The sequence below is a fragment of the Pseudonocardia sp. P-1 genome (assembly GCF_058111925.1).
In genome coordinates this window covers 4,348,447-4,371,079 of record NZ_CM176614.1, presented here as the reverse complement: position 1 = coordinate 4,371,079, position 22,633 = coordinate 4,348,447, and the positions used below count along the sequence as shown (strand labels likewise).

Annotated in this window: 23 protein-coding genes; 9 read left to right on the top strand and 14 right to left on the bottom strand. The window is 75.3% G+C overall.

Annotated features, from left to right (window positions below):
- Position 1: 1 nt before the first annotated feature.
- A complete protein-coding gene (locus AC0GKK_RS21430; RefSeq protein WP_489882383.1) occupies positions 2 to 1,804 on the bottom strand; it encodes a DUF3556 domain-containing protein in 1,803 nt (600 codons plus the stop codon).
- Positions 1,805 to 1,915: 111 nt separating this feature from the next.
- Positions 1,916 to 3,358: a class I adenylate-forming enzyme family protein gene (locus tag AC0GKK_RS21425; RefSeq protein WP_489882382.1), complete on the bottom strand. Its 1,443-nt coding sequence runs from the start codon at positions 3,356 to 3,358 to the stop codon at positions 1,916 to 1,918.
- 166 nt (positions 3,359 to 3,524) lie between these two features.
- On the opposite strand from AC0GKK_RS21425, the gene AC0GKK_RS21420 reads away from it, so the two are divergent.
- On the top strand, positions 3,525 to 4,748 hold the full coding sequence (locus AC0GKK_RS21420) for a PucR family transcriptional regulator (protein ID WP_062397234.1): 1,224 nt from the start codon (positions 3,525 to 3,527) through the stop codon (positions 4,746 to 4,748).
- A gap of 12 nt (positions 4,749 to 4,760) precedes the next feature.
- Here AC0GKK_RS21420 and AC0GKK_RS21415 read toward each other — a convergent pair whose 3' ends face one another.
- Both AC0GKK_RS21415 and AC0GKK_RS21410 read right to left on the bottom strand, forming a co-directional pair.
- The gene (locus AC0GKK_RS21415; protein WP_062397236.1) at positions 4,761 to 4,967 is read right to left on the bottom strand and encodes a hypothetical protein; all 207 of its coding nucleotides are present in this window, start codon (positions 4,965 to 4,967) and stop codon (positions 4,761 to 4,763) included.
- Between the two features lie 172 nt (positions 4,968 to 5,139).
- Positions 5,140 to 5,364: a hypothetical protein gene (locus AC0GKK_RS21410; protein WP_062397238.1), complete on the bottom strand. Its 225-nt coding sequence runs from the start codon at positions 5,362 to 5,364 to the stop codon at positions 5,140 to 5,142.
- A 152-nt stretch (positions 5,365 to 5,516) separates the two neighbouring features.
- On the opposite strand from AC0GKK_RS21410, the gene AC0GKK_RS21405 reads away from it, so the two are divergent.
- From AC0GKK_RS21405 to AC0GKK_RS21395, 3 genes are all read left to right on the top strand, one after another.
- Positions 5,517 to 6,266 (top strand): class I SAM-dependent methyltransferase, encoded by a 750-nt coding sequence (locus AC0GKK_RS21405; protein WP_062397239.1) that lies wholly within the window; start codon positions 5,517 to 5,519, stop codon positions 6,264 to 6,266.
- A complete protein-coding gene (locus AC0GKK_RS21400) occupies positions 6,263 to 7,756 on the top strand; it encodes a 1,4-alpha-glucan branching protein domain-containing protein (protein ID WP_405415464.1) in 1,494 nt (497 codons plus the stop codon). Before AC0GKK_RS21405 ends, AC0GKK_RS21400 begins: the two co-directional genes overlap by 4 nt.
- A 462-nt stretch (positions 7,757 to 8,218) precedes the next feature.
- Positions 8,219 to 9,457, top strand: a complete 1,239-nt coding sequence (locus AC0GKK_RS21395) for a glycosyltransferase family 4 protein (RefSeq protein ID WP_489882381.1) — start codon at positions 8,219 to 8,221, stop codon at positions 9,455 to 9,457.
- Between the two features lie 9 nt (positions 9,458 to 9,466).
- On the opposite strand, the gene AC0GKK_RS21390 is transcribed toward AC0GKK_RS21395, so the two are convergent.
- Positions 9,467 to 10,186, bottom strand: a complete 720-nt coding sequence (locus tag AC0GKK_RS21390; RefSeq protein ID WP_405415459.1) for an acyltransferase — start codon at positions 10,184 to 10,186, stop codon at positions 9,467 to 9,469.
- Between the two features lie 80 nt (positions 10,187 to 10,266).
- Between AC0GKK_RS21390 and AC0GKK_RS21385 the strand changes: the two genes are divergently transcribed.
- Both AC0GKK_RS21385 and AC0GKK_RS21380 read left to right on the top strand, forming a co-directional pair.
- Positions 10,267 to 10,470, top strand: coding sequence for a hypothetical protein (locus AC0GKK_RS21385; RefSeq protein WP_062397246.1), 204 nt, complete (start codon positions 10,267 to 10,269; stop codon positions 10,468 to 10,470).
- A 33-nt stretch (positions 10,471 to 10,503) separates the two neighbouring features.
- Complete coding sequence (locus AC0GKK_RS21380; protein ID WP_489882380.1) at positions 10,504 to 11,442, top strand: nucleoside hydrolase; 939 nt, start codon at positions 10,504 to 10,506, stop codon at positions 11,440 to 11,442.
- A gap of 49 nt (positions 11,443 to 11,491) precedes the next feature.
- Here AC0GKK_RS21380 and AC0GKK_RS21375 read toward each other — a convergent pair whose 3' ends face one another.
- The 9 genes from AC0GKK_RS21375 to AC0GKK_RS21335 all read right to left on the bottom strand — a co-directional run bounded on the left by AC0GKK_RS21375 (position 11,492) and on the right by AC0GKK_RS21335 (position 19,541).
- Complete coding sequence (locus tag AC0GKK_RS21375) at positions 11,492 to 12,955, bottom strand: serine hydrolase domain-containing protein (RefSeq protein WP_489882379.1); 1,464 nt, start codon at positions 12,953 to 12,955, stop codon at positions 11,492 to 11,494.
- Positions 12,952 to 13,473 carry an ArsR/SmtB family transcription factor gene (locus AC0GKK_RS21370; RefSeq protein ID WP_346105527.1) on the bottom strand — a complete coding sequence of 174 codons (522 nt, stop codon included), beginning with the start codon at positions 13,471 to 13,473 and terminating at the stop codon, positions 12,952 to 12,954. The genes AC0GKK_RS21375 and AC0GKK_RS21370 overlap by 4 nt, the downstream gene beginning before the upstream one ends.
- Before the next feature lie 42 nt (positions 13,474 to 13,515).
- On the bottom strand, positions 13,516 to 14,178 hold the full coding sequence (locus AC0GKK_RS21365) for a response regulator transcription factor (protein ID WP_489882378.1): 663 nt from the start codon (positions 14,176 to 14,178) through the stop codon (positions 13,516 to 13,518).
- Positions 14,179 to 14,249: 71 nt separating this feature from the next.
- The gene (locus AC0GKK_RS21360) at positions 14,250 to 14,855 is read right to left on the bottom strand and encodes a DedA family protein (RefSeq protein ID WP_405415449.1); all 606 of its coding nucleotides are present in this window, start codon (positions 14,853 to 14,855) and stop codon (positions 14,250 to 14,252) included.
- Between the two features lie 128 nt (positions 14,856 to 14,983).
- Positions 14,984 to 15,637: a response regulator gene (locus AC0GKK_RS21355; RefSeq protein WP_179761971.1), complete on the bottom strand. Its 654-nt coding sequence runs from the start codon at positions 15,635 to 15,637 to the stop codon at positions 14,984 to 14,986.
- A complete protein-coding gene (gene macS / locus AC0GKK_RS21350) occupies positions 15,634 to 16,809 on the bottom strand; it encodes a MacS family sensor histidine kinase (RefSeq protein WP_489882377.1) in 1,176 nt (391 codons plus the stop codon). Before macS ends, AC0GKK_RS21355 begins: the two co-directional genes overlap by 4 nt.
- Positions 16,806 to 17,762, bottom strand: a complete 957-nt coding sequence (locus tag AC0GKK_RS21345; RefSeq protein ID WP_405415445.1) for a class I SAM-dependent methyltransferase — start codon at positions 17,760 to 17,762, stop codon at positions 16,806 to 16,808. The genes macS and AC0GKK_RS21345 overlap by 4 nt, the downstream gene beginning before the upstream one ends.
- Positions 17,763 to 17,842: 80 nt before the next feature.
- A complete protein-coding gene (locus AC0GKK_RS21340; protein WP_062397269.1) occupies positions 17,843 to 18,622 on the bottom strand; it encodes an enoyl-CoA hydratase/isomerase family protein in 780 nt (259 codons plus the stop codon).
- Between the two features lie 148 nt (positions 18,623 to 18,770).
- Positions 18,771 to 19,541, bottom strand: a complete 771-nt coding sequence (locus tag AC0GKK_RS21335; protein ID WP_482638739.1) for an ABC transporter ATP-binding protein — start codon at positions 19,539 to 19,541, stop codon at positions 18,771 to 18,773.
- A gap of 100 nt (positions 19,542 to 19,641) precedes the next feature.
- Here AC0GKK_RS21335 and glgX point away from each other — a divergent pair, with 100 nt between their 5' ends.
- The 3 genes from glgX to AC0GKK_RS21320 all read left to right on the top strand — a co-directional run bounded on the left by glgX (position 19,642) and on the right by AC0GKK_RS21320 (position 22,549).
- Entirely contained in the window at positions 19,642 to 21,663 is a 2,022-nt protein-coding gene (glgX, locus tag AC0GKK_RS21330; protein ID WP_489882376.1) for a glycogen debranching protein GlgX, read from the top strand.
- A 64-nt stretch (positions 21,664 to 21,727) separates the two neighbouring features.
- A complete protein-coding gene (locus AC0GKK_RS21325) occupies positions 21,728 to 21,955 on the top strand; it encodes a zinc ribbon domain-containing protein (protein ID WP_489882375.1) in 228 nt (75 codons plus the stop codon).
- Positions 21,956 to 22,048: 93 nt separating this feature from the next.
- Positions 22,049 to 22,549 carry a hypothetical protein gene (locus tag AC0GKK_RS21320; protein WP_489882374.1) on the top strand — a complete coding sequence of 167 codons (501 nt, stop codon included), beginning with the start codon at positions 22,049 to 22,051 and terminating at the stop codon, positions 22,547 to 22,549.
- Positions 22,550 to 22,633: the final 84 nt, after the last annotated feature.

Genomic DNA, 22,633 nt, shown 5'->3' with positions numbered 1-22,633 from the left:
CTCAGGGGGCCGGGGCCTCGACGCCGTCGCCGGCCGTCGCCCGCTGCGGGGCGCGCCAGGTGACGGTCAGCGGGATCGGCCCGTTCGGCAGCCACGGCTGCTCGGCGACGGCGTCGGCGACCTTCCAGTACCCGCGCTCGACCACGCCGAGGGCGGCGTCGATCAGCTGGTAGTGCTGCACCGACGAGTGGATGGCCTGGGACTCCACCCAGCAGACGACGAACTCGCCGGGCGCGAACCCGATCCGCTTCTGCAGGGCGGCGATGAGCTGGGCGTCGTGCAGGTGGCCGTCGCCGAAGTTGAACCCGATGACGGAGTTGCAGCCGAACTCGGCCTCGCGGACCGTGCGGGAGTCCAGGTCGTCGAGCCGGGCGGCCAGGACCGAGAACAGGCCGCGGCCCTGGGAGTGCATCGACCGCCAGGCGATCGTCTGCTGCATGGTGACCTCGGCGACCGCCGGCGGGTAGCCCAGCGCCTGCAGCTGGTCGACCTGGTTGGTGGTGGGCCGGTGCGGCAGCCGGTTCAGCTTCTCCTCCGCACCCGGGGTGAAGGTCCACAGCGCCGACGCCCAGTTGCCGGCGTACTGGCGCATCGACGGCAGGAACGACACCAGGTCGGGTCGCAGGTTGCCCAGCACCGGGAAGAACGCCAGGCAGGCCACGATCGCGACGGTCAGCACCGGGGAGGACATGTCGCCGACACCGAAGCCGTCGCCGTTGGGGAAGCCGAGGAACAGGAAGACCGCCAGGTAGCCGAACAGGATGTTCCACTCCAGCGGCACCGCGAGCGGGAACGTCGAGGTGATGAAGAGGTGGAACACCACCATGAGCACCACGCCGGCCAGGGTCAGCCGGTGGTCGGTCGAGAACAGCAGCACCAGCGGGGTGATGATCTCCACCGTCGTGCCGCCGACGTGAGCCATGAACGTCGCGAGCCGCGACGGTCGCAGGTCACCCGACAACGCGTCCCGGTAGTGCGCCCGCTTGATCCACTTCGAGGGGATGCAGGGGCTGTTGGACACCATCGGCGGGATGACGTTGGTGAAGTGCCTGCCGAACTTCGACACGCCCGCACCGATCCACACCATGCAGATCAGCAGCTTCGCCGCGACGATCATGTCGACGAACGGCAGCGTCCCGAAGAACACCATCGCGGGCAGGTACTGCTCGCCGCGGGCGGCCAGGAAGATCGTCTTGTCGCGCAGGCCGCACAGGACCAGCAGCACGATCGGCGCGATCATCAGCCAGGGCGCGACCAGCCCGGAGGTGTTGTCGGGCAGCACCGCCGACAGCGACGCGCTCGGCACGCCGGGCAGCACCACCGCGGTCAGCAGCGAGGCGACGAGGCCCAGGTAGAGCACGACGTCGAACAGGGTGCGGGTGTCACCGTCGGTACCGGGGACGGCCTTCCACGGGCGGAGCCGGATCGTGCCGGGGCGGGCCCAGAACAGGATGCCGCCGGTCATCGGCCTGAACTTGCCCGCGATCGGCCCCCAGGACCCGGCGACGCCGACGACCTCCAGCAGCACCGTCCAGAGCACCAGCTTCTGGTAGACGACCGGCTGGTCCCACCAGCCCGACACGTCCCAGAACGGGCCGACGCCGGAGGTCCAGGTGATCAGCGCGGTCCCGATGACGCCGTAGAGGACGAGCAGCTTCACGACGTAGGTCGTCGGGATCATCTTCGGCGACCCGAAGCCGTACTGCGTCCAGTGCAGGGCGAGCGCCTTGGTCCGCTCGAACAACGGCCTGTCGAGGAAGGTGTCGAGATCGACCGGGGGGAAGTCCCCCGTCTTGAACCCCATCGTTCGGTCCTCTCCGGTGGAAACGTTCGGTGGCCGTCCGCGGGCGTGTCCGGGCAGGACGGCTCCCCCGCCGGACCGTGCGGGCCCGCGGGAGGTCGGTGGGTGCCGGGGTCAGCCGGCCGGGACGGGCGCGCGGCGGAGCGCGGGCTTGTCGACCTTGCCGACGGCGTTGCGCGGCAGGGTGTCGACGAGGGTGATCCGGGTGGGGATCTTGATGCGGGCGAGCCGCTGCGCGCAGTGCGCCGTGAGGTCCTCCGGTGTCGCGGCGGCGCCCGGGCGCAGGACGACGTGGGCGACCGGGATCTCGCCGAGGACCGGGTCGGGCGCGCCGACCACGGCGGCCTCGTGCACGGCGGGGTGCGCGTACAGGGCGTTCTCGATCTCCTGGGGGTAGAGGTTCTCCCCGCCCCGGATGATCATGTCCTTGATCCGGTCGACCAGGACGAGGTAGCCGTCGTCGTCGAAGCGGCCGACGTCGCCGGTGTGCAGCCAGCCGTCGCGGATCGTCTCGGCGGTGGCCTCGGGCAGGTTCAGGTAGCCGCGCATCACGTTGGGCCCGGAGATGACCACCTCGCCGGGGCCGCCGTCGACGAACCGGCCCTCGGGATCCATCAGCGCGACCCGCTGACCGGGCAGCGGCAGCCCGACGGTGCCGGGCTTGCGGAGGCCGTCCCACGGGTTGATCGTCGAGGCGCAGGTGCCCTCGGAGAGGCCGTAGCCCTCCACCAGCGGCACCCGGAAGCGCTCCTCGAAGCGGGCGACGAGCTCGACGGGCATCGGCGCGGCTCCGCAGATCACCCGGCGCAGCGAGGAGGTGTCGGCCTCGCAGGCGGGCAGCGCGGTGAGCATGGCGTAGATCGCCGGGACGGCGGAGAAGTAGGTGGGCCGGACCCGCGCGACGGTGTCGAGGAAGGTCTCGGCGCGGAACCGGCCGGCGATCGTGGTGCGGCCCCCGGCGAGCAGCGGCGACAGCACCGAGACGGTGATGCCGTTGACGTGGAACAGCGGCAGCACCAGCAGGCTGTGGTCGTCGGGGCCGAGACCGATCCCGGCGACGACCATCCCGCACATCGCGGCGACGTTCGCGTGGTCGAGCACGACGCCCTTGGGGCGCCCGGTGGTGCCGCTGGTGTAGATCAGCAGGGCGGTCGCGTCGTCGTCGGTGACCGGGTCGGGTGCGACGGCCGGGTCCCCGGCCAGCTCGGCGACGTCCAAGGTGGCCAGCGGCGAGGCCGCCCGCTCCCCCACGACGACGACTGCCCCCGAGTCGGTGATCTGGTGGCCCGCCTCGTCGGCGGTCAGCGCGGGGTTCACCGGGGTGACGGCGGCGCCGAGGCGCCAGGCCGCGAACAGCGTCACGACGAGCTCGACGCGGTTGGGGAGCACGACGGCGACGACGTCGCCCGGCCCGGTCCCCGCGGCGTGCAGCGCACCCGCCGCCGCGTCGACGGCGGCAGCGAACCCGGCGTTGTCGAGCGTGCGGTGCTCGTCGGCGAGGCAGGGTGCCCCCGGCGCGGTCCGCGCCCGTTCCCGCGGCAGCACGGCGATGTGCATCGGACTCCCCTTCGGCGTCGTCGGAACCGGTGTGGGGAAACGTAGGTCCGCGGTGTGACCGACACCATGTACGTCGATCACGAATCGTGGCGGGCCCGTTGTGCCGGGGACACAACGCGTCGTACCCGCCGGTCCGGGGCCCGGCCGACCCGCTAGCGTCGCGCGGGTGTCCGCCCACGTCGACGAGGTCGTGGCGGCCGTCGCCCGCGACGTCGAGGCCCGGCTGCCCGAGCTGACGACCGCGATGACCGACTGGTTCGTCGAGGTCATCCCCGAGTTCCGGCACGACGAGACGCTGCGCAGGCTGATGGTCGCGAGCACCTCGGCGAACCTTGTCGCGATCATGGACATGCTCGTCCACTCGATCCCGATGGACCGCATCACGGTGCCGCCCGCGGCCGCCGAGTACGCCCGCCGGTTCGCCCAGCACGACCTGTCGCTGGAGGCGCTGCTGCGGGCCTACCGGCTCGGCGAGCAGATGTTCGCGCAGTGGGCGCTGGACGCGCTGCGGGCCGGGCCGCACCACGGGGACCCGGACGTGCTCGACGCGGTGTCGGTGCTGAGCGGGCGCACGAACCGCTACATCGACGAGGTCATCGCCGGGCTCATCGACATCTACGAAGCCGAGCGACGGCGGTGGAGCACCCGGTCCGGAGCGGGGCTGGCGACCCGGGTCCGGATGGTGCTCGACACCGACCCGCTGACCGACGCGGCCGCCTCGGAGCTGCTGGGGATCCCGGTGACGGGCCGGCACACCGCGGCGCTGGTGTGGACCCCCGCGTCCGGCGACGGCCCCGCCGACGGGCACGCGCTGCAGGCCGGGGCCCGGCTGCTCTACGAGGCGTGCGGGCGGACCCCGCTGACGGTGCTCGCGGACAGCCGCACGCTGTGGGCGTGGCTGTCCGGGCCCGACGAGGTGCGGCTGGACGTCGGCCTGCTCCGCGACCGGCTCCCGGCCGGGGTACGCATCGCCGTCGGCGGGTCGGCCGCCGGGATCGACGGGTTCCGCGGCTCGCTCGCCGAGGCGCAGCGGGCCCGTGCGGTCGCCGAGACCGCCGAGGACCGGCCCGCGGTCGTCCGGTTCGACGACGTCGCCGTCGCCGCGCTGCTCACCGACCGGTCCGAGGACCTGCGCCGCTGGGTAGCCCGCACCCTGTCCGGGCTGACCGCCGACGAGCCCGGCACCGACCAGCTGCGCGAGACGCTGCGGGTGTTCCTGGCCGCCGGGGGCAGCTACATCCAGGCCGCGGCCCGGCTGCACCTGCACAAGAACACGGTGCACTACCGGGTGCGCAAGGCCGAGGAGCTGCTCGGGCGCCCGGTCGGGGAGGACCGGCTGCAGGTCGAGGTGGCGCTGCTGGCGGCGTCGCTGCTGCGGGGACGGCTGTAGCCCCGCCTCTGCTCAGCTCACGCGGCGGCCGGGCGGGGGCTCGGCGTGGACGCGGTCCTCCTCGGGCACGACCATCGACAGCACCTCGCCGAGTGCCTCGTCGTCCATCGCGCGCGGCTCGACCGGCTCGTCGCCGAGCACGCCCGACACCACCCAGGACCCGGACCGCCCGGTGATGGTGAGCGACAGCGTCTCGTTCTCGTCCGCCGGATCGTTCATCCTGGGCTCCTCTCGGCACGACGCCGTCGGCGTCATCCCTGGCCCGCACGGGCCCGGGGTACGGCGGATACCCGTCGGTGGGCGGTTGATACCCGTCCGGGGACCGACCGCACGCCGACCGGCACGAACCGTGCGCCGACCGCGAACCGGACGTGCGCGACCGGACCGCGGCTCAGCCCGGGTGACGGCGACCGGGCGCGGGGGCCGGGTACGCGGGCCCGTGCGCGGCCGACGGTGCCACCGGCAGCATCGCCCACAGCATCTCGGCGAGCGCGCCGTCGTCCAACCCCTTGAGCGGCAGCGGTTCCCGGCCGAGCACACCCGACACCAGCCAGGATCCGCTACGGCCGGTGATGGTCAGCGTCACCGTGTCCTCGTCGGTCGCGATGTCGGTCATGTGTCCCCCTCCGTCGTGCCTGGCGGGATGTCGGTCGGGCTCCACGTCGTCAGACGTCCGTGGTGACACTGCGTTGCTCCGCGTCGACGAGCGGTAGCGCACGCGAGGGGACCGGTGCGAACCCCCCCCGACGGGCGTGGTGAAGTCGGTGGGTGACCAGCAGCCTGCCCCTCACCGGAGAGCGCACCGTCCCGGGCATCAGCCACGAGAACTACTGGTTCCGCCGCCACGAGGTTGTCTACGCGGCCATCGCCGCCGACTGCTCGGGCGTCGCCGTGCTGGAGGCCGGCTGCGGCGAGGGCTACGGCGCCGACCTGCTCGCCGGAGCCGCCCGCTCGGTGCTGGCGCTGGACTACGACGCGACGACCGTGGCCCACGTCCGGGCCCGCTACCCGCGGGTGGACGTGGCCCGGGCCAACCTGGTGGCGCTGCCGGTGCCCGACGGCAGCGTCGACGTCGTCGTGTCGTTGCAGGTCATCGAGCACCTGTGGGAGCAGGAGCGGTTCCTGCGCGAGTGCAGGCGGGTGCTGCGTCCCGGCGGGCGGCTCATGGTGTCGACGCCGAACCGGATCACCTTCTCCCCCGGTCGGGACACCCCGCTCAACCCGTTCCACACCCGTGAGCTCGACCCGCGCGAGCTGGCCGGCCTGGTCGACGACGCCGGGTTCGGCCGTGTCGTCGTGCAGGGGCTGCACCACGGTCCGCGGCTGCGCGAGCTCGACGCCCGCCACGGTGGCCTGATCGAGGCGCAGACCCGGCTGGCGCTGTCCGGGGAGCCGTGGCCGCAGGCGCTGGCCGTCGACGTCGCCGGGGTGCGGTGCTCGGACTTCGTGCTGCGCACCGGCGACCACACCGACCTCGACGCCTCGCTCGACCTGCTGGTCACGGCGACCCGGCCGTGAGCCGCGCGCCCGTCGGGACGTTCTGCCTCGTCCTGCACTCGCACCTGCCGCTGCTGGCCCGGCACGGCCGGTGGCCGGTCGGCGAGGAGTGGCTCTACCAGTCCTGGGCGCACTCCTACCTGCCCGTCGTCGCGACGCTGCGGGAGCTGGCCGAGGAGGGCCGCACCGGCCTGGCCACCCTCGGGGTGACGCCGGTGCTGGCCGCACAGCTCGACGACCCGCACTGCCTGCGCGGGGTGCACGACTGGCTCGGCGGGTGGACGCTGCGCGCGCACTCGGCGGCGGGCCGGCTGCCGGACCTGGCCGCGCACGAGCACCGGGTGTCGACGGCGGCGACGGCGGAGTTCGAGCGGCACTGGCGCCACGGCGGGTCGCCCGCGCTACGCGGTCTGCGCGACTCCGGCGCCGTCGAGCTGCTGGGTGGGCCGGCCGCGCACCCGTTCCAGCCGCTGCTCGACCCGCGGGTGCGGGCGTTCTCGCTGCGCGCCGGGCTCGACGACCACGCCCTGCGACTGGGCGCCCGGCCGGCCGGGATCTGGGCGCCCGAGTGCGGCTTCGCCCCCGGGATGGAGCACGGCTACGCCGCCGCCGGGGTGCGCCGCTTCCTCGTCGACGGTCCCGCGCTGCGCGGCGACACCGCGTTCGCCCGGCCGGTCGGGACCTCCGACGTCGTGTGCGTCGGCCGCGACCTGGAGGTCACCTACCGGGTGTGGTCGCCCCGCAAGGGCTACCCCGGCTCGGCCGAGTACCGCGACTTCCACACCTGGGACCACGAGTCCGGCCTCAAGCCGGCGCGGGTCACCGGACGGCGGGTACCGACCGAGCGGAAGAGGCCCTACGACCCCGCGCTCGCCGCCCGCGCCGTCTCCCGCGACGCCGACGACTTCGTCGACACCGTGGTCGCACGGCTGACCGCGCTGCGCGCCGAGCGCGGACGCCCGGCGCTGACCGTCGCCGCGTTCGACACCGAGCTGTTCGGGCACTGGTGGCACGAGGGACCTGCCTGGCTGGCCGCGGTGCTGCGCAGGCTGCCCGAGGCCGGGGTCGCCGTGCGCACCCTCGGCGACGCCGTCGACGACGGTCTGGTCGGCGACCCGGTCGACCTGCGGGAGTCGTCCTGGGGCTCGGGCAAGGACTGGCGGGTCTGGGCCGGGCCGCAGGTCGCCGACCTGGTCGCGCGGAACGCCGAGGTCCAGTCCGACCTGCTCGCCGCCCCGCTGCCCGGCCCCCTCCGGGACCCGCTGGCCGACCTGCTCGCCGACCAGGCGCTGCACGCCCTGTCCAGCGACTGGGCGTTCATGGTCAGCAAGGACTCCGCCGCCGGGTACGCCCGCTCCCGCGCCGACCTGCACGCCGGACGGGTGGCGGAGCTGTCCGGGCTGCTGCGCGCCGGGCGACGGCGGGCCGCACAGCGCCGGGTCGCGGCCTGGGCGGACGCGCCGCTGCCGACCTTCGGGCACGTGGACGCCCGGGACCTGGGACGGGTCTGACCGCGAACTCGCTTACCGGGTAAGCGGATTCGGCGGGGTCGGGGTCGGTGGGGCACCGGCCCGGACGCCTCGGGCCCCGGCCGCCCGGGCCACCGATCCTGTTCCGCCGGGCGCGGCGCAGCGATCGCACGGTGTGGCGACCTGTCGCCCGGCGCGGCGACCGCCGCGCGGGGTGCCGCGCAACGGGGCGGGGTGCCGTGCGACGTGGCGGGTAGCCACGCGACGGACCCCACCCACGCCCCGTGCCACGTCCCGCCGACCGGCCGATGGACGCGTCCGCGTCCGGAGAACGCGCTCCCGATCGGACGCGCGTTCTCCCGACCCCCGCGCGTCGCCGGTTCGGCGCGGGACGCCGGCGCGCGACAGGGATCGGGCACGGCGGGGCGGAGGTCGACGCGGTGGGCACGGTGGGCACGGTGCCCCGGGGGTTACCGCCGGTCCGGTGTTTGTCAGGATCTAGCGATGCGGGTGCTGATGGTCAGCTGGGAGTTCCCGCCGGTCGTCGTCGGCGGGCTGGGCCGGCACGTGCACGCGTTGTCCCGCGAGCTCGTCGCGGCCGGGCACGAGGTCGTCGTGCTGTCCCGGGCCCCCACCGGCACCGACGCCGAGACCCACCCGACCCGCACCGGGACCGTCGACGGGGTGCGGGTGCTGCGGGTGGCCGAGGACCCGCCGGAGCTGGAGTTCGGCACCGACCTGGTCGCGTGGACGCTCGCGATGGGGCACGCGATGCTGCGCCACGCGCTGACCGCGCTGCTGCCGGGCTGGCGGCCGGACGTCGTGCACGCCCACGACTGGCTCGTCGCGCACCCGTCGATCGCGCTCGCCGACGTCCTCGGGGTCCCGCTGGTCGCGACCGTGCACGCCACCGAGGCGGGCCGGCACTCCGGCTGGCTGCCGGGGCCGCTGAACCGGCAGGTGCACTCCACCGAGTGGTGGCTCGCGCAGCGCGCGGACGAGGTCATCACCTGCTCCGGCGCGATGCGCGCCGAGGTGTCGGCGCTGCACGACCTCGACCCGGCCGCCGTCCACGTGGTGCACAACGGCATCGACCCGCGTCGCTGGCGGTCCCGCGCCGCCGCTCCCGCGCACGCCGGCGACGGGCCGCGGATCGTCTACTTCGGACGCCTGGAGTACGAGAAGGGCGTCCAGGACCTGATCGCGGCACTGCCCCGGATCCGGCGGCGGCACCGCGGGACCCGGCTGCTCGTCGCCGGGAGCGGGACGCAGCAGGAGATGCTGGCCGAGCGCGCGGCGCGGCACCGGGTGACGCGCTCGGTGACCTTCCTCGGCCACCTGCCCGACGCCGAGCTGACCGCCCTGCTGCGCGGCGCGGACGCCGTCGTGCTGCCGAGCCGCTACGAGCCGTTCGGGATCGTCGCGCTGGAGGCCGCCGCGGTGGGAGCGACCCTCGTCGCCTCGACCGCGGGCGGGCTCGGCGAGCTGGTCCGCGACGGCGAGACCGGCCTCGGGTTCGCCCCCGGCGACGTCCCCGGGATCGCCGACGCCGTCGACCGCGCGCTGGCCGACCCGGCCGCCGCCCGCCGCCGGGCCCGCGCGGCCCGGGCCCGGCTGCGCACCGAGTTCGCCTGGCCGGTCATCGCCGGGCACACCGCCCGCATCTACGCCGGCGCCACCGCGGCCGGGCCCCGGGAGCTCCCCCGCCCCAAGATCCCCACCGGGAACCTGTTCGACGCCTGAGCCGCCGGCTCAGGCCCGGTCGAGCCGGGCCTGCAGGGCCCGGTCGGCCTTGCGTGCCATGTCCGCGACCGCGGCGCGCTCGGCGGCCGCGGCCTCGTAGTCGGCCCGCCGGTCGCGCACCACCCGGGCCGGGGTCCCGACGGCGATCGACTCCGCGGGGATGTCCCCCCGCGCGACCGCGTGCGCCCCGAGCACGCTGCCCGGGCCGATCCGGGTGCCGCGCAGCACCGAGGTCTTCACCCCGAGCCAGCAGCCCTCGCCGATCCGGACCGGCGACTTCACGATGCCCTGGTCCTTGATCGGTCGCCGGACATCCTCCGTGCGGTGGTCGAAGTCGGTGACGTAGACCCAGTCGGCGACGAGCGTCGTCGCGCCGATCTCGACGTCGAGGTAGCAGTTGACGGTGTTGTCCCGGCCGAACACGACCTTGTCGCCGATCCGCATCGAGCCCTCGTGGCAGCGCAGGGCGGTGCCGTCGCCGATGTGCACCCAGCGGCCGATCTCGAGCCGGCCGAACCCGGGGCGGGCCTCGATCGTCACGTCCTTGCCGAGGAACACCATCCCGCGCAGCACGACGTGCGGGTGCCGCAGCCGGAGCTTCGCCAGCCGCCAGTACCGCCGCAGGTACCACGGGCTGTACGCGCGGTGGCGCAGGATCCAGCGCAGCGAGGTGAGGCCGAACAGCTTCGCCTGCTCCGGGTCGGCGTCGGGGATCGGCGGACGTCGCACCCGTCAGACCCTAGGCGTGTGCACCCCTCGGACGACGGGTACCTCCCGGGGACCACGTCCCCCACCCGAGAGGTCCGCCCGTGAGCGACCACCGCCAGCCCGACGACGGCACCGACGTCGGTACCGACGAACTGACCTCCGGAGGCGGCGGCACCTCCCGCGCCGACACCGACAAGGCGGGCAACCCCCGCCCCGACGCGACGACCGACGACTCCGGGGCCACCGGAGCGGCCGCCCGCGAGGTCGAGGCCGAGCACGAGGACGAGCCCACCCGCAGCGAGTGAGCTCCCCGGCGGGCCGGTCGTAGGCTCGCCGGTGTGCCCCGCCCGTTGATCATCTCCACCGACCCCGGTGTCGACGACGCCGTCGCGCTCGTGCTGGCCCTGCGCAGTCCCGAGGTGGACGTCCGGGCCGTCGTCGCCACGTTCGGCAACGTCGGCCTGGACGCCACCCTGCCCAACGCCGGACGGTTGCTCGCCCTGGCCGGACGCCCGGACGTCCCGCTGGGGGTCGGCGCCGCCCGGCCGCTGGTGCACCGGCGCGAGCGGCGGGCCGGGCACGTGCACGGCTCCGACGGGCTCGGCGGGCGCGCCGCGGCGCTGCCGGAGCCGGTCGTGCCGGTGGCCGGGGCCGGGGTCGCCCTCATGGCGCGGGTGCTGGAGGAGGCGACCGAGCCGGTCACGATCGCCTCGATCGGCCCGCTCACCGACACCGCGATCCTGCTGGCCGCGCGCCCGGATCTGGTGGGCCGGATCGAGCGGGTCGTCGTCATGGGCGGGGCGATCGGTGGCGGGAACGTCACCGGTGCCGCCGAGTTCAACGTCCACGCCGACCCGGAGGCCGCGCACCGTGTCCTGGCCCAGGACCCCGGCGAGGGCTCCGTGCCGGTCGCGCTGGTGCCCCTGGAGACCACGCTGGGCTGTGCCGCGGGCCCGGAGTGGGTCGCCGTACTGGGCGACGCCGACCCGGTCGGCGCCGAGCTGGCCGCGATGATCGCCCCGTACATGCGGTTCTACCGGGAACGCTACGGCCGCGACGCGGTCGCCCTGCACGACGCGACGGCGCTGCTGGAGTGCGTCGCGCCCGGGTCGCTGACACCGACGCCGACGGCGCTGACCGTGGACACCGGGTTCGGCCCGGCCCGCGGGGCGACCGTGCCCGCCGAACCCGGCACCCGCCCGGTGGACGTGCTGTCCGCGCCGGACGTGCCGGCCGTCCTCGACGCGGCGCTGGCCCGGCTCACGTCGCGTCCGTAGCCGCGCACTCCCCGAGGCGCACCATCGCGCCCCGCGGCCACCGCCCGTCTCAGCCCGCCCACACCGCGACGGCCACGAGCAGCACCGAGAACCCGAGCCCGGCCCACGCCGTGACGGCGTGCCCGGGCCGGCACAGCGGCAGCGTGCGGCCCCGCACCACGGCGACCGCCAGCGCGGCCGCGGCCGGAGCGAGGACGAGACCCCACACCCAACCGCCGACCGAGGACCACGGGCCCCGGTTCCACAGCAGCACCAGCCCGAACACCGCGGTCAGCAGGCCGTCGGCGATCGGCAGCAGCGCACCTTCCCGCAGCGCACGGCGCAGCGCGAGCAGCGAGAACAGTGCCGCGATCGCGGCCGGCGCCCACGCGAACAGGTCCGCGCCGTCGTCGGACGGGGGTGTGCCGAACAGCAGGGTGCGGGCGACGGGTTCGACCCCGGCGGTGGTGTCGCCGAGCACGACGACCGCCCGCCCGCCCTCGCGGTCGAGGGCCAGCATGCTGCTAAACCCGGCGGTGCCCCCGTTGTGCCAGACGTAGGGGTACCGGGCGCCGTCGGCGCCGGTGGCCCCGCTGGTGACCCATATCCAGCCGATCGACGTGCCGGGGTCGTCCTGCGCGGTCGGGGTCAGCGCCCCGGTCCCCGGTGCGACGCCGGTGAGCTGGGCCTGTGCCCAGCGCGCGAGGTCGTCGACGGTCGAGAACGTCGAGCTCCCGGCGGGCAGGTAGCCCTCACCCGCCCAGCGGGGCGCGGGGCGGCCGTTGTCGCGGTGCCCGGGGACCGCGGTGTCCGGGACCTGCGCGTCGGTGGCGGCGAAGGTCGTCGAGGCCATGCCGAGGGGGCCGGTGATCCGGTCCGCGACCAGCTGCGGGTAGCCGTCGGCGCCGGCAGCGCGGACGACCGCGGTCCCGAGCAGCGCGACACCGAAGTTGGAGTACGTCGGCGGCTGCTGCGGGTCGACCGCGGCGGTGCGGGCGTCGTCGAGGAGCTGCGCGGTGGTCGTCGTCGAGTAGGGGTTCAGGTTCACCGCCGTGGCCAGGGCCCGGGCGGCGGCGGTCGCCCCCAGCGCCGGCAGCCCGGAGCGGTGCTGGGCGAGCGAGGCGAGCGTGACCGCGCCCGCCGGGGTGCCCGCCAGCTCCGGCAGTGCGCGCTCAAGCGGGTCGTCGGGGCGCACCTCGCCGCGGGTCACGGCGTCGGCGAACAGCGCGGCGGTGAAGGTCTTGGTGACCGACCCGATCTCGAAGGGGGCCGCGGCGTCGGCGGGGCCGAGCCCGGCGGTGGTGACCGTCGTCGGCGTGACCTCGGCGACGGCGAGCGACCGCAGGCCGCCGAGCGGCCCGGCGGCGGCCCGGACCCGGTCCGCCAGGGCCGGGTCCCCGGCGTCCTGCGGGCCGAGCCGCTGGCGCTCCGGGCCGGCGAGTGCCCCCACGAGCACGGCCAGCACGGCGACGACGGCCGCGACGATCCCGACCCGGTGACCGGTGACGGTGGTGGTCGTGACGGATCCCCTCATCGGTGCGCGGCCAGGACGGTGACCAGCAGCGGGACGACCCGGGCGGCCGGGACCTCGTAGTGGCCGCGCCGGGTCGAGGCCAGCCACCCGGCGGCGACGAGCTGGCGCAGATGGTGGTGCAGCTGCCCGGTCGTGCCCACCGAGGGCTGTTCCAGCAGCTCGGCGGTGCTGTGCACGCCCCCCAGCACGTGCTGCAGGATCGCGAGCCGCGCGGGATGGGCGAGCGCGTCGAGGGTCGCGCTCAGCTCGGGCCAGTCGGCGTCGAGCAGGACCTCGCCCGGGCGGGCGTACTGCCAGCGGACGGTGCCCTCGTCGCCGGGGAGCCCCACGCTGCCGGCCATCAGCACCGCGCCGGGGCTGCGGGCCTCCAGCCCGGTCAGCGCCCACAGCGCGTCGTCGTCGGGGACGGCGGTGTCCGCGGACCCGACGGCGTCCGGCCGGGCGGCGGCCCGCCGGGCCTCCTGCAGCTCCACGACGGCCTGTTCGACGGCGCGCAGCCGCTCCTCGATCTCGCTCACGCACCCAAAGTACGGAAGTACGTGGAAACGCACAAACGACGTTCAGGCGAGTCCGAACTCGATGGCGTGCCGGACGAGGGCCGCACGACCGGGCACCTCGAACTTGCGCAGCAGCCGCTGCACGTGGTTCTCGACCGTGCGCGGGGACAGCACGAGCCGGGCCGCGATCTGCCTGGCGGTGAGCCCCTCGACCACCAGCCGCAGCACCTCGGACTCGCGCGGGCTGAGCTCCGGTACCGCGTGCGTGGGGGCCGCGACCGACTCCAGGACGACGTCGGCCAGCCCCGGGGAGAACGCGGGACGCCCGGCGGCGGCCGCGGCGGCGACGGCGGCCAGCTCCCGGGGGTCCGCACCGGTCGCGACGCCGGTCGCCCCGGCCCGTACCGCGTCGAGGACCCGGGCGTGGTCGGCGACCGCACCGGCGACCGCGAGCACCGCCGCGTCCGGCACGCGGGCGAGCACGGCGGCGATCACCGCGGGCGCCGCACCCTCGGGGCCGGTCAGGTCGACCAGGACCAGACCGGGCCGGGCGCGGTCGACCGCGGCCGCGGCCCCCTCCGCGGGCACGGGCGGCACGTGGGCCACGACCTCGACCCCCGGCGGCACCACCGGCCGCCCCACCGCCACCGCCGAGACCCGGTCGCCGTCGTCGTGCACGTCCTCAGTTCTCCCCGCCCCGTTCGTCCGGACGGCCCAGCTTGCCATGTGCCGCAGCACAGTAGGCCGTCCGAACGGCGCGGAACCCGCCGGTTCGGCGCGAACGGGTCGGGCGGGCGTCAGACCGCGACGACGGGACGGCGCAGCCGCAACAGCGCCCTGGCCGCGGCCACCGCGGAGGCGACGAGCGCCGCGAGGACGACCCCGGCGAGCACCGACATCAGCGGGTCGCCGCGCGTGATCGGCCCGACCAGGACGCCGATGCCGGTCATCCAGGTGCTCCACACCAGGGCGCTCGCGACGGTCGCGGGCAGGAACGCGCGCAGCGGCAGCCGGACCCGGCCGGCCGCGGACACGCTCGCCAGCCGTCCGCCGGGCAGCAGCCGGGTCGCGACCAGCGCGGCGACCGGTCGGCGGTGCAGGTGGCGGCGGACCCAGGCGCCGGTCCCGTCGCCGCGACGGGCGCCCCGGACGACCGAGTGGGAGCTGCGTCCGGCGCCGTAGAGCACCGCGTCGCCGAGCAGCGACCCGACCACCGCGGCACCGAACAGGGCCACGATCCGCCACCGGTCGCCGTCCGCCAGCGCAGCGGCCGTGGCGCTGAACAGCACCGGCTCGCTCGGCAGGAACGGGAGCGGCCCGTCGCACATCACGGCGACGGCGAGCAGGGGCACCAGCCAGGGGCTCTGGAGCAGGTACCCGATCAGGGCGCTCGGGTCGGTCACGGGCTCTCCGGAGGTCGAGCGTCGGGGGCGGAGCCGAGTCTGCCCGGTCCCGTGACCTGTTCGTGATGGGGGTGGCCCCCGTTACGGGTTCACTCCGCTCACCGCAGGGAACGCACCGCCCCGCCCGCTCAGTCCGCGAGGCCCTGCTCGATGGCGTACCGGACGAGCTGGCTGCGGTTGTGCAGCTGCAGCTTGCGCAGGGTGTTCTGCACATGGCTCTCGACGGTCCGGTGCGAGACGACGAGCTTCGCCGCGATCTGCTTGGCCGTCATGCCCTTCGCGACCAGGCGCAGCACCTCGGTCTCGCGGTCGGTGAGCGCCGGGACGGCGGGCGCGCCGTCGGCGGGACGCGGGGCGTCGGCGAGCCGCCGGTACTCCCCCAGCACCAGCCCGGCCAGCCCCGGGGTGAACACGGCGACGCCGTCGGCGGTGCGCCGGATGGCCTCCAGCAGCTCGTCGACCCCGGCGGACTTCACCAGGTAGCCGAGCGCACCGGCCTTGACCGCCTCCAGGACGTCGGCGTGCTCACCGGAGGCCGACAGCACCAGTACGCGGCTGTCCGGGCTCTGCTGCCCGATCGCGGCGATCGCGTCCACGCCGGAGGTCACGCCCAGGTTGAGGTCCATGAGGATCACGTCCGGCCGCACGGCCGTCGCGATCCGGACGGCCGCGGGCGCGTCCGGGGCCGTCGCGACGACGTCGAGGCCGCGCTCGGCGAGGTCGCGGGCCACGCCCTCGCGCCAGATCGGGTGGTCGTCGACGACCATCACCCGGATGCTCATGTGTCCTCCCTGGGGACCCGGATGACCCATTCGGTCCCGATGTCCGGTCCGGTGTCCAGCGTCAGTGTCCCGCCGACGTCGCCGACGCGGCCACGGATGGAGCGGGACACCCCCATCCGGCCCTGCGCCTCGGCCTCGGCGAGGCGGCCCTCGGGGATGCCGGGGCCGTCGTCGCGGACGCTGACCTCGACCGCCCCGGGCAGCTCCTCGACCAGCACCCACGCGCGCGCGTCCGGGCCGGCGTGCAGCGCGACGTTCGCGAGCGCGGCCCGCACCGCGCCCTCCACCTCGTCGACGACCGGCCGGCCCAGCTCGACCGGACGTCCGGGGGCCGAGACGGTGACCCGGTCCGAGGCGAGGATCCGCAGCGCGGCGGCGAGGTCGCGGCACCCGGACGCGTCGGTGGTCCCCGGCCCGGACAGCAGCGCACGCAGCGCGGTCTCCTGCTCTCCGGCGAGCACGCCGAGCTCGGTCGCCCCGCCGCCCAGCTCGGCGCCGCGGCGCTGGACGTGCGCCAGCACCTGCAGGACTCCGTCGTGCACGGCCCGGGTGAGCCGCTCGCGTTCGGCGGTGGCGGCCTGTTCGGCGACGAGGCGGCGCAGCCGGGCGGCGGTGCGGTCGAGCACGTGCGCGGCGAACCCGACGGTCAGCCCGGCCAGTCCGAGCAGCTGCATGTCGCCCAGCTCCAGCACCCCGAACCGCTGCTTGGACAGCACCAGCGCCACCGAGATCACGGCGGCGGCGAGCACCCCGCCGGTGATCCGGAACGCGACCGCGCAGGCCAGCACCCCGCCGGAGGTCCAGATCGACCCCATGCCGGGGCCGCCCTCGTCGAGGTGGGCGACCCGGACGACCAGCGGCGTGGTCGCCATGATCGCGACGCAGACGCCGAGGTCGGCCAGGGCGAGCAGGCCGCGGCGGTCCGGGGCGCCGGGCAGCCCGCCGAGGTAGCCCCATGACGTCACGGCCGTCCACACCGCCATCACGACGAGCACGCCGACCGCGGCCGGCGGACGTTCGTAGCCGGTGCGCAGGTGGTAGAGCGTCACGCCGACGACGGTCAGCAGCGTGAGCAGGCGGTAGGCGATGACGCCGCGCCAGAACGGCTCCAGCGGGTGCTCCACGTCGTCCATGCTGACCGACAGCGCGCCGCGCCGGGGCCGATCGCTCATCTCGGCTTGGTACCGGTGATCAGGGCGTTGTAGAACCAGCTGCGCGGCACGACCCGGTTCAGGACGTGCTCGTCGAGCCAGGACAGCCGCTGCCAGCCGTGGTAGGCGAACATCGCCCAGTTCCAGCCGAGCTTGCCGGGCGGGACGGCGGCCTCGAAGGTCCGCACCGGCCAGCCCAGCATGGCGGCGGCGAACTCCTCGGTGGAGGCCCGCACCCCCTCGGCCCCGGCCCGGGTCGCGGTGTGCTCCAGGTCGGCCGGGTCGAAGGTGTGGATGTCGACGACCGACTCCAGCGCGGCGGCGCGGGAGGACTCGTCGAGCTCGTGCTGGGGGCGGCGCCAGCCCTGCAGCGGGCCGAGCCGCGTCAGGGTGGTGGTGGCCTTCCACGTCCACTGCCCGAGCTTGCGGGCGTAGGCGTCGCCGACGGTGGTGGGCTCGCCCGCGAACACGAACCGCCCGCCCGGCTCCAGCACCCGCAGGACCTCACGGAACGCGGCCTCGACGTCGGGGATGTGGTGCAGCACCGCGTGCCCGACGACGAGGTCGAAGCTGTCGTCGGGGAACGGGATGTGCTCGCCGTCGACGACGGCGCCCTCCACCTCCAGCCCGAGGTGCTCGGCGTTGCGGGTGGCGGCGGCGACCATGCCCGGGGACAGGTCGGTGACGACGCCCCGCTCGGCGACGCCGGCCTGCATCAGGTTCAGCAGGAAGAACCCGGTGCCGCTGCCCAGCTCCAGGGCGCGCAGGTAGGGGCGGCCGTCCCACGGGGCCGCGGCGCGGAAGCGGCCCGCGGCGTAGTCGATGCAGCGCTCGTCGTAGCTGATCGACCACTTCTCGTCGTAGGTGCCCGCCTCCCAGTCGTGGTAGAGCACGTTGGCGAGCTTCGGGTCGTGCCAGGCCGCCTCGACCTGCTCGGCGGTGGCGTGCGGGGTGGGCGCCGGGTCCGAACTCATGAGTAGGAGTTTCGCAGAACACGGCCGCCGACCTGCTCCCCGCCCGGGCGCGTCGCGCGGCCGGGCGGGGGCGGGACGGCTCAGCGGCCGGTGAAGGTGGCCTTGCCGGGGCCGTTCTCGACGAAGCTGGCCATGCCGGCCTTCGCGTCGTCGGTGGCGAACACGCCCGCGAACAGCTCGGACTCGATGTCCAGGCCGGTGCGCAGGTCGGTGTCGAGGCCGTTGTCGATCGCCTTCTTGGCGGCGGCGTAGGCCAGGGCGGGGCCCGCGGTGAACTGCTGCGCCCAGGCGACGGCGCGGGTGTAGACCTCGTCGGCCGGGACGACCTCGTCGACCAGCCCGATCGCCAGCGCCTCGTCGGCCTTCACCATGCGGCCGGTGTAGATCAGGTCCTTGGTGCGCGACGGCCCGATCAGCCGCGCGGCGCGCTGGGTGCCGCCGCCACCCGGGAAGATGCCGAGCAGAATCTCGGGGAAGCCGAGCTTGACGTTGTCGCCGGCGATGCGCCGGTCGGCCCCGAGCACGACCTCCAGGCCGCCGCCGAGGGCGTACCCGGTCACCGCGGCGACGGTCGGCTTGGGGATGGTGGAGATCGCACCCAGCCCGGCGGACAGCCGCCGCGCCTGCGGCGCCATGTCCGAGTAGGACATCGACGCCATCTCCTTGACGTCCGCACCCGCGGCGAAGGTCTTCTCCCCGCCGTACACGACGACCGCACGCACGTCGGCGCGGGTGGCGGCCTCGTCGGCCACCTCCAGCAGCTCACCCTGGATCTGGCGGTTCAGGGCGTTCATCGGCGGGCGGTCGATCCGGATCGTCCCGACGCCCTCGTCCACGGACAGGCTCACGAATTCGGTCACGTCTGCGGACCCTAGTCGCCTCCGGCGCCCCGGAGCGCGCAGTGATCCGACCCGGCCGCCTCGGCCGGCGTGGCGTCCCGTCCCGGTTCGCGGCGACCCGCGCGACGGTCGCCCCACGCGGGTGCGGGCACCGGCGCCCGGCGGCGGATCAGTCGCGCCGGTGGGCGGTGAACCGTCCGTTGCCGCGGCGCTCGACGGTCAGCGGCAGCCCGAACGTCTCCGACAGCGGCTCGGAGGTCATGACCTCGTCCAGGAGCCCCGCGGCGACCACACGCCCTTCACGCAGCAGCAGCCCGTGGCTGTAGTTCGGCGGGATCTCCTCGACGTGGTGGGTGACCAGCACCGACGCCGGGGCGTACGGGTCGTCGGCGAGGTCGGCGAGCCGGGTGACGAGGTCCTCGCGGCCGCCGAGGTCCAGCCCGGCGGCGGGCTCGTCGAGCAGCAGCAGTTCCGGGTCGGTCATCAGCGCGCGGGCGATCAGGGTCCGCTTGCGCTCGCCCTCGGACAGCGTGCCGTACGCGCGCCCGGCGAACCCCGCCATGCCGAGCTGGCCCAGCAGCTGCTCGGCGCGGCCGGTGTCGTCGCGCTCGTACTCCTCGCGCCAGCGCCCGAGGACCGCGTAGCCCGCGGAGACGACGACGTCGGAGACGATCTCGTCGCCCGGGATCCGGACGCCCAGGTTCGCCGAGGTGAGACCGATCCGGGTGCGGAGCTCGAAGACGTTGACCCGGCCCATGCGCTCGCCGAGCACGTGGACGGTGCCGGAGGTCGGGTGCAGCTCGGCACCGGCGAGGCGGAGCAGGGTCGTCTTGCCGGCGCCGTTCGGGCCGAGGACGACCCAGCGCTCGTCGAGTTCCACCCGCCAGTCGACGGCATCGAGCAGGGTGGTGTCGCCGCGGCGGACGGTGGCGCCGTCCATCCCGACGACCACGTCCTCGTCGTCGATCGGGGTGGAAACGGGTGTGACACCGGGCGCGGACGGGGTTCGGGGCGAAGTCACCCCCCTATCCTGGCCGATCGTGCCTGTCTTCCCCCTCGGTGCCCACCCCGACGACCACGGGACCCGCTTCGCGGTCGCCACCACCAGCGCCGAGACCGTCGAGGTGTGCCTGATCGACGGCGCCGCCGACGGTGAGGGCGGTGGTCTCACCGAGCGGCGCGTCGAGCTGCGCGAGCACACCTTCGGCGTGTGGCACGGCCACGTGCCCGGGGTGCGGCCCGGGCAGCGCTACGGCTACCGGGTACACGGCCCCTACCGGCCGTTCGAGGGACTCCGCGCGAACCCGCACAAGATCCTCGTCGACCCCTACGCGGCCCGGATCACCGGCCTGGTGACCGACGTCGTCGCCGCCCGCGGGTGGGACGGCGACCCGATGTCCGGGCGGCCCAGCACCGTCGACTCGCTCGGCTCGGTGCCGCTGTCGGTCGTCACCGCCACCGACGCCGCGCCGCGCCCGCCCCGCCCGGACGTGCCGTGGTCGGAGACGGTGATCTCGGAGATCCACGTGCGCGGCTGGACGAAGCTCCACCCCGAGGTGCCCGAGGCGCACCGTGGCACCTACCTGGGGCTGGCCCACCCGGCGGTGATCGCGCAGCTGCAGCGGACCGGGGTGACGGCCGTCGAGCTGCTCCCGGTGCAGGCCAACGCCCCCGAGCCGCCGCTGCTGGAGCGCGGCGCGTCGAACTACTGGGGCTACGCCACGCTGGGCTTCCTCGCCCCGCACGCCGGCTACGCCTCGGACCCCGGCAACGAGGTCGCGGAGTTCCGCTACCTCGTCGACACCCTGCACGCGGCCGGGATCGAGGTCATCCTCGACATCGTCCCCAACCACACCTGCGAGGGCGGGGTCGGCGGCACCACCCTGTCCTACCGCGGCCTCGACGCGCCGGCGTACTACTCGCTCGGCGGGTCCGGGCACGACGCCGACATCACCGGCACCGGCAACACCCTCGACGCCGGCTCCCCCACGGTGATCCGGTTGGTCTGCGACGCCATGCGGCACTGGGTGCACGCCTACGGCGTCGACGGGTTCCGGATCGACCTCGCCTCGGTGCTCGGCCGCCCGCGGTCGGGCCCGTTCTCCCCGGACTCCGCGCTGCTCACCGCGATCGCCCAGGACCCGACCCTGTCGACGACCAAGTTGATCGCCGAGCCGTGGGACGCGACCGGCGAGGGCTACCGCGTCGGCGGGTTCGGTGTGGCGTGGTCGGAGTGGAACGGCCGTTACCGCGACGCGGTGCGCGACTTCTGGCGCGGCTACGGCGGCGTCGCCGAGCTGGCGTCGCGGCTGACCGGCAGCTCCGACATCTACCAGCTCTCCGGGCGTCGCCCGTGGGCCTCGGTCAACTTCGTCACCGCCCACGACGGCTTCACCCTGCGCGACCTCGTGTCCTACGAGCGCAAGCACAACGAGGGCAACGGCGAGAACAACCGCGACGGCACCGACGACAACCGCTCGCAGAACCACGGCGCCGAGGGCCCGACCGACGACGCCGGCATCCGCGCCGCCCGGCAGGCCACGGCCCGGGCGATGATGGCGACGCTGCTGCTGTCGATCGGCACCCCGATGATCACCGGCGGCGACGAGCGCTGGCGCACCCAGGGCGGCAACAACAACGCCTACTGCCGCGACGACGAGACCTCCTGGGTCGACTGGACCACCACCGACGAGACCACCGCGATGGAGGCGTTCACCGGACGTGTCGCCGCGCTGCGCCGCGAGTCGCCGGTGCTGCACCGCGACCAGTTCTACGTCGACGGCGAGGTGCTCTGGTGGGACCCGACCGGGCGCCCGATGGAGCCCGGCGACTGGCACGACGGCGGCCGCCGCACCCTGGTCGTGCTGCTGGCCGACTACTGGCTGCTCGCGCTGCACGCCGGGGACGAGCCCACCGACTGCGTGCTGCCCAGCGAGCACGGCTTCGACCCGGTCCTGGACTCGACGACCCCCGACGGCGCCCCCGCCGACCCGGCGCCGGTCGACGCCGGAGCCACCGTCGTCCTGCCGCCCCGCTCGGTACACCTGCTGCGCAGCCGCTGACCGGCCCCATCCCGCCGGGTTCCGGGAGCTGGGTCCGGCGGGCCGGGCGGCGTAGGCTCCGCGCATGCCGCGCTACGAGTTCCGCTGCCGCGAGTGCGCCACGACGTTCGAGGTCGACCGGCCGATGGCCGCGTCGTCGGACCCGGCGGACTGCCCGCACGGGCACGCGGACACCGTCAAGCTGCTCTCGACGATCGCGCTCGGCGGCCGGTCCGGTGCCGCGCCCCGGCCCGCGATGACCCCGGCCGGTGGCGGCGGGGGCTGCTGCGGCGGCGGGTGCTGCGGCGGCTGACCCGTGCCGCCGACGGGTCCCGCCCCCTCGGACCGCGGTCCGGCGGGCGGTGGTCCGGCGGGCGGTGGGACGTCGCGGGCGGCCCGGCGCGTCGTGCTCGTGCTCCCGGCCGTCCTGCTGGTCGGTGTCCTGGGCGCGGGCTGTGCGGGTTCCTCCCCGCTCGCCCCGACCCGCGGCGCGGAGACCGCGGCGGGCCCGAGCGCGTCCGCCGACGCCGCACCGTCGGACTCCGCGTCGACCGGCACCGGACCGCCGGTGACGATCGTGCTCGGCAGCCCGGACCGGCCGCAGGCCCGCGGTCTCGGGACCGCGCGGCCGCCGCTGGTCGACCTCGGCGGGGCGAGCTCCACCGTCATCGTCGAGGACCTGACGTGGCAGACCTGGGGCGGCCCGACCGCCACCGGCACCGGGACGGCCGCCTACGCCGCCCCCGGGCAGCCGCTCGCCGCCGCGACCCGGGAACGGGCGACGGTGGTCGCGGCCGACCCGGGCACCTGCGCCGGGCGTCCGGCCTACCGCACGCTGACCTGGTACTTCCCCCAGCACGGCGAGATCCCCGGTGCCCACACCCCGCTGCCCGTCTGCGGCGACTGACCGCCACACCATTGCTGGGCCGAACGGGCGTATTCCGCTCCATCGTGTGACGCACGTCAACACTGCTCCGATACGCCGAGAGCA

Coding starts and splice junctions, on each gene's coding strand:
- AC0GKK_RS21430 (WP_489882383.1), bottom strand. CDS start 1,804: ATGGGGTTCAAGACGGGGGACTTCCCCCCGGTCGATCTCGACACCTTC.
- AC0GKK_RS21425 (WP_489882382.1), bottom strand. CDS start 3,358: ATGCACATCGCCGTGCTGCCGCGGGAACGGGCGCGGACCGCGCCGGGG.
- AC0GKK_RS21415 (WP_062397236.1), bottom strand. CDS start 4,967: ATGAACGATCCGGCGGACGAGAACGAGACGCTGTCGCTCACCATCACC.
- AC0GKK_RS21410 (WP_062397238.1), bottom strand. CDS start 5,364: ATGACCGACATCGCGACCGACGAGGACACGGTGACGCTGACCATCACC.
- AC0GKK_RS21395 (WP_489882381.1), top strand. CDS start 8,219: ATGCGGGTGCTGATGGTCAGCTGGGAGTTCCCGCCGGTCGTCGTCGGC.
- AC0GKK_RS21375 (WP_489882379.1), bottom strand. CDS start 12,955: ATGAGGGGATCCGTCACGACCACCACCGTCACCGGTCACCGGGTCGGG.
- AC0GKK_RS21365 (WP_489882378.1), bottom strand. CDS start 14,178: ATGGCAAGCTGGGCCGTCCGGACGAACGGGGCGGGGAGAACTGAGGAC.
- AC0GKK_RS21355 (WP_179761971.1), bottom strand. CDS start 15,637: ATGAGCATCCGGGTGATGGTCGTCGACGACCACCCGATCTGGCGCGAG.
- macS (WP_489882377.1), bottom strand. CDS start 16,809: ATGAGCGATCGGCCCCGGCGCGGCGCGCTGTCGGTCAGCATGGACGAC.
- AC0GKK_RS21345 (WP_405415445.1), bottom strand. CDS start 17,762: ATGAGTTCGGACCCGGCGCCCACCCCGCACGCCACCGCCGAGCAGGTC.
- AC0GKK_RS21335 (WP_482638739.1), bottom strand. CDS start 19,541: ATGGACGGCGCCACCGTCCGCCGCGGCGACACCACCCTGCTCGATGCC.
- AC0GKK_RS21325 (WP_489882375.1), top strand. CDS start 21,728: ATGCCGCGCTACGAGTTCCGCTGCCGCGAGTGCGCCACGACGTTCGAG.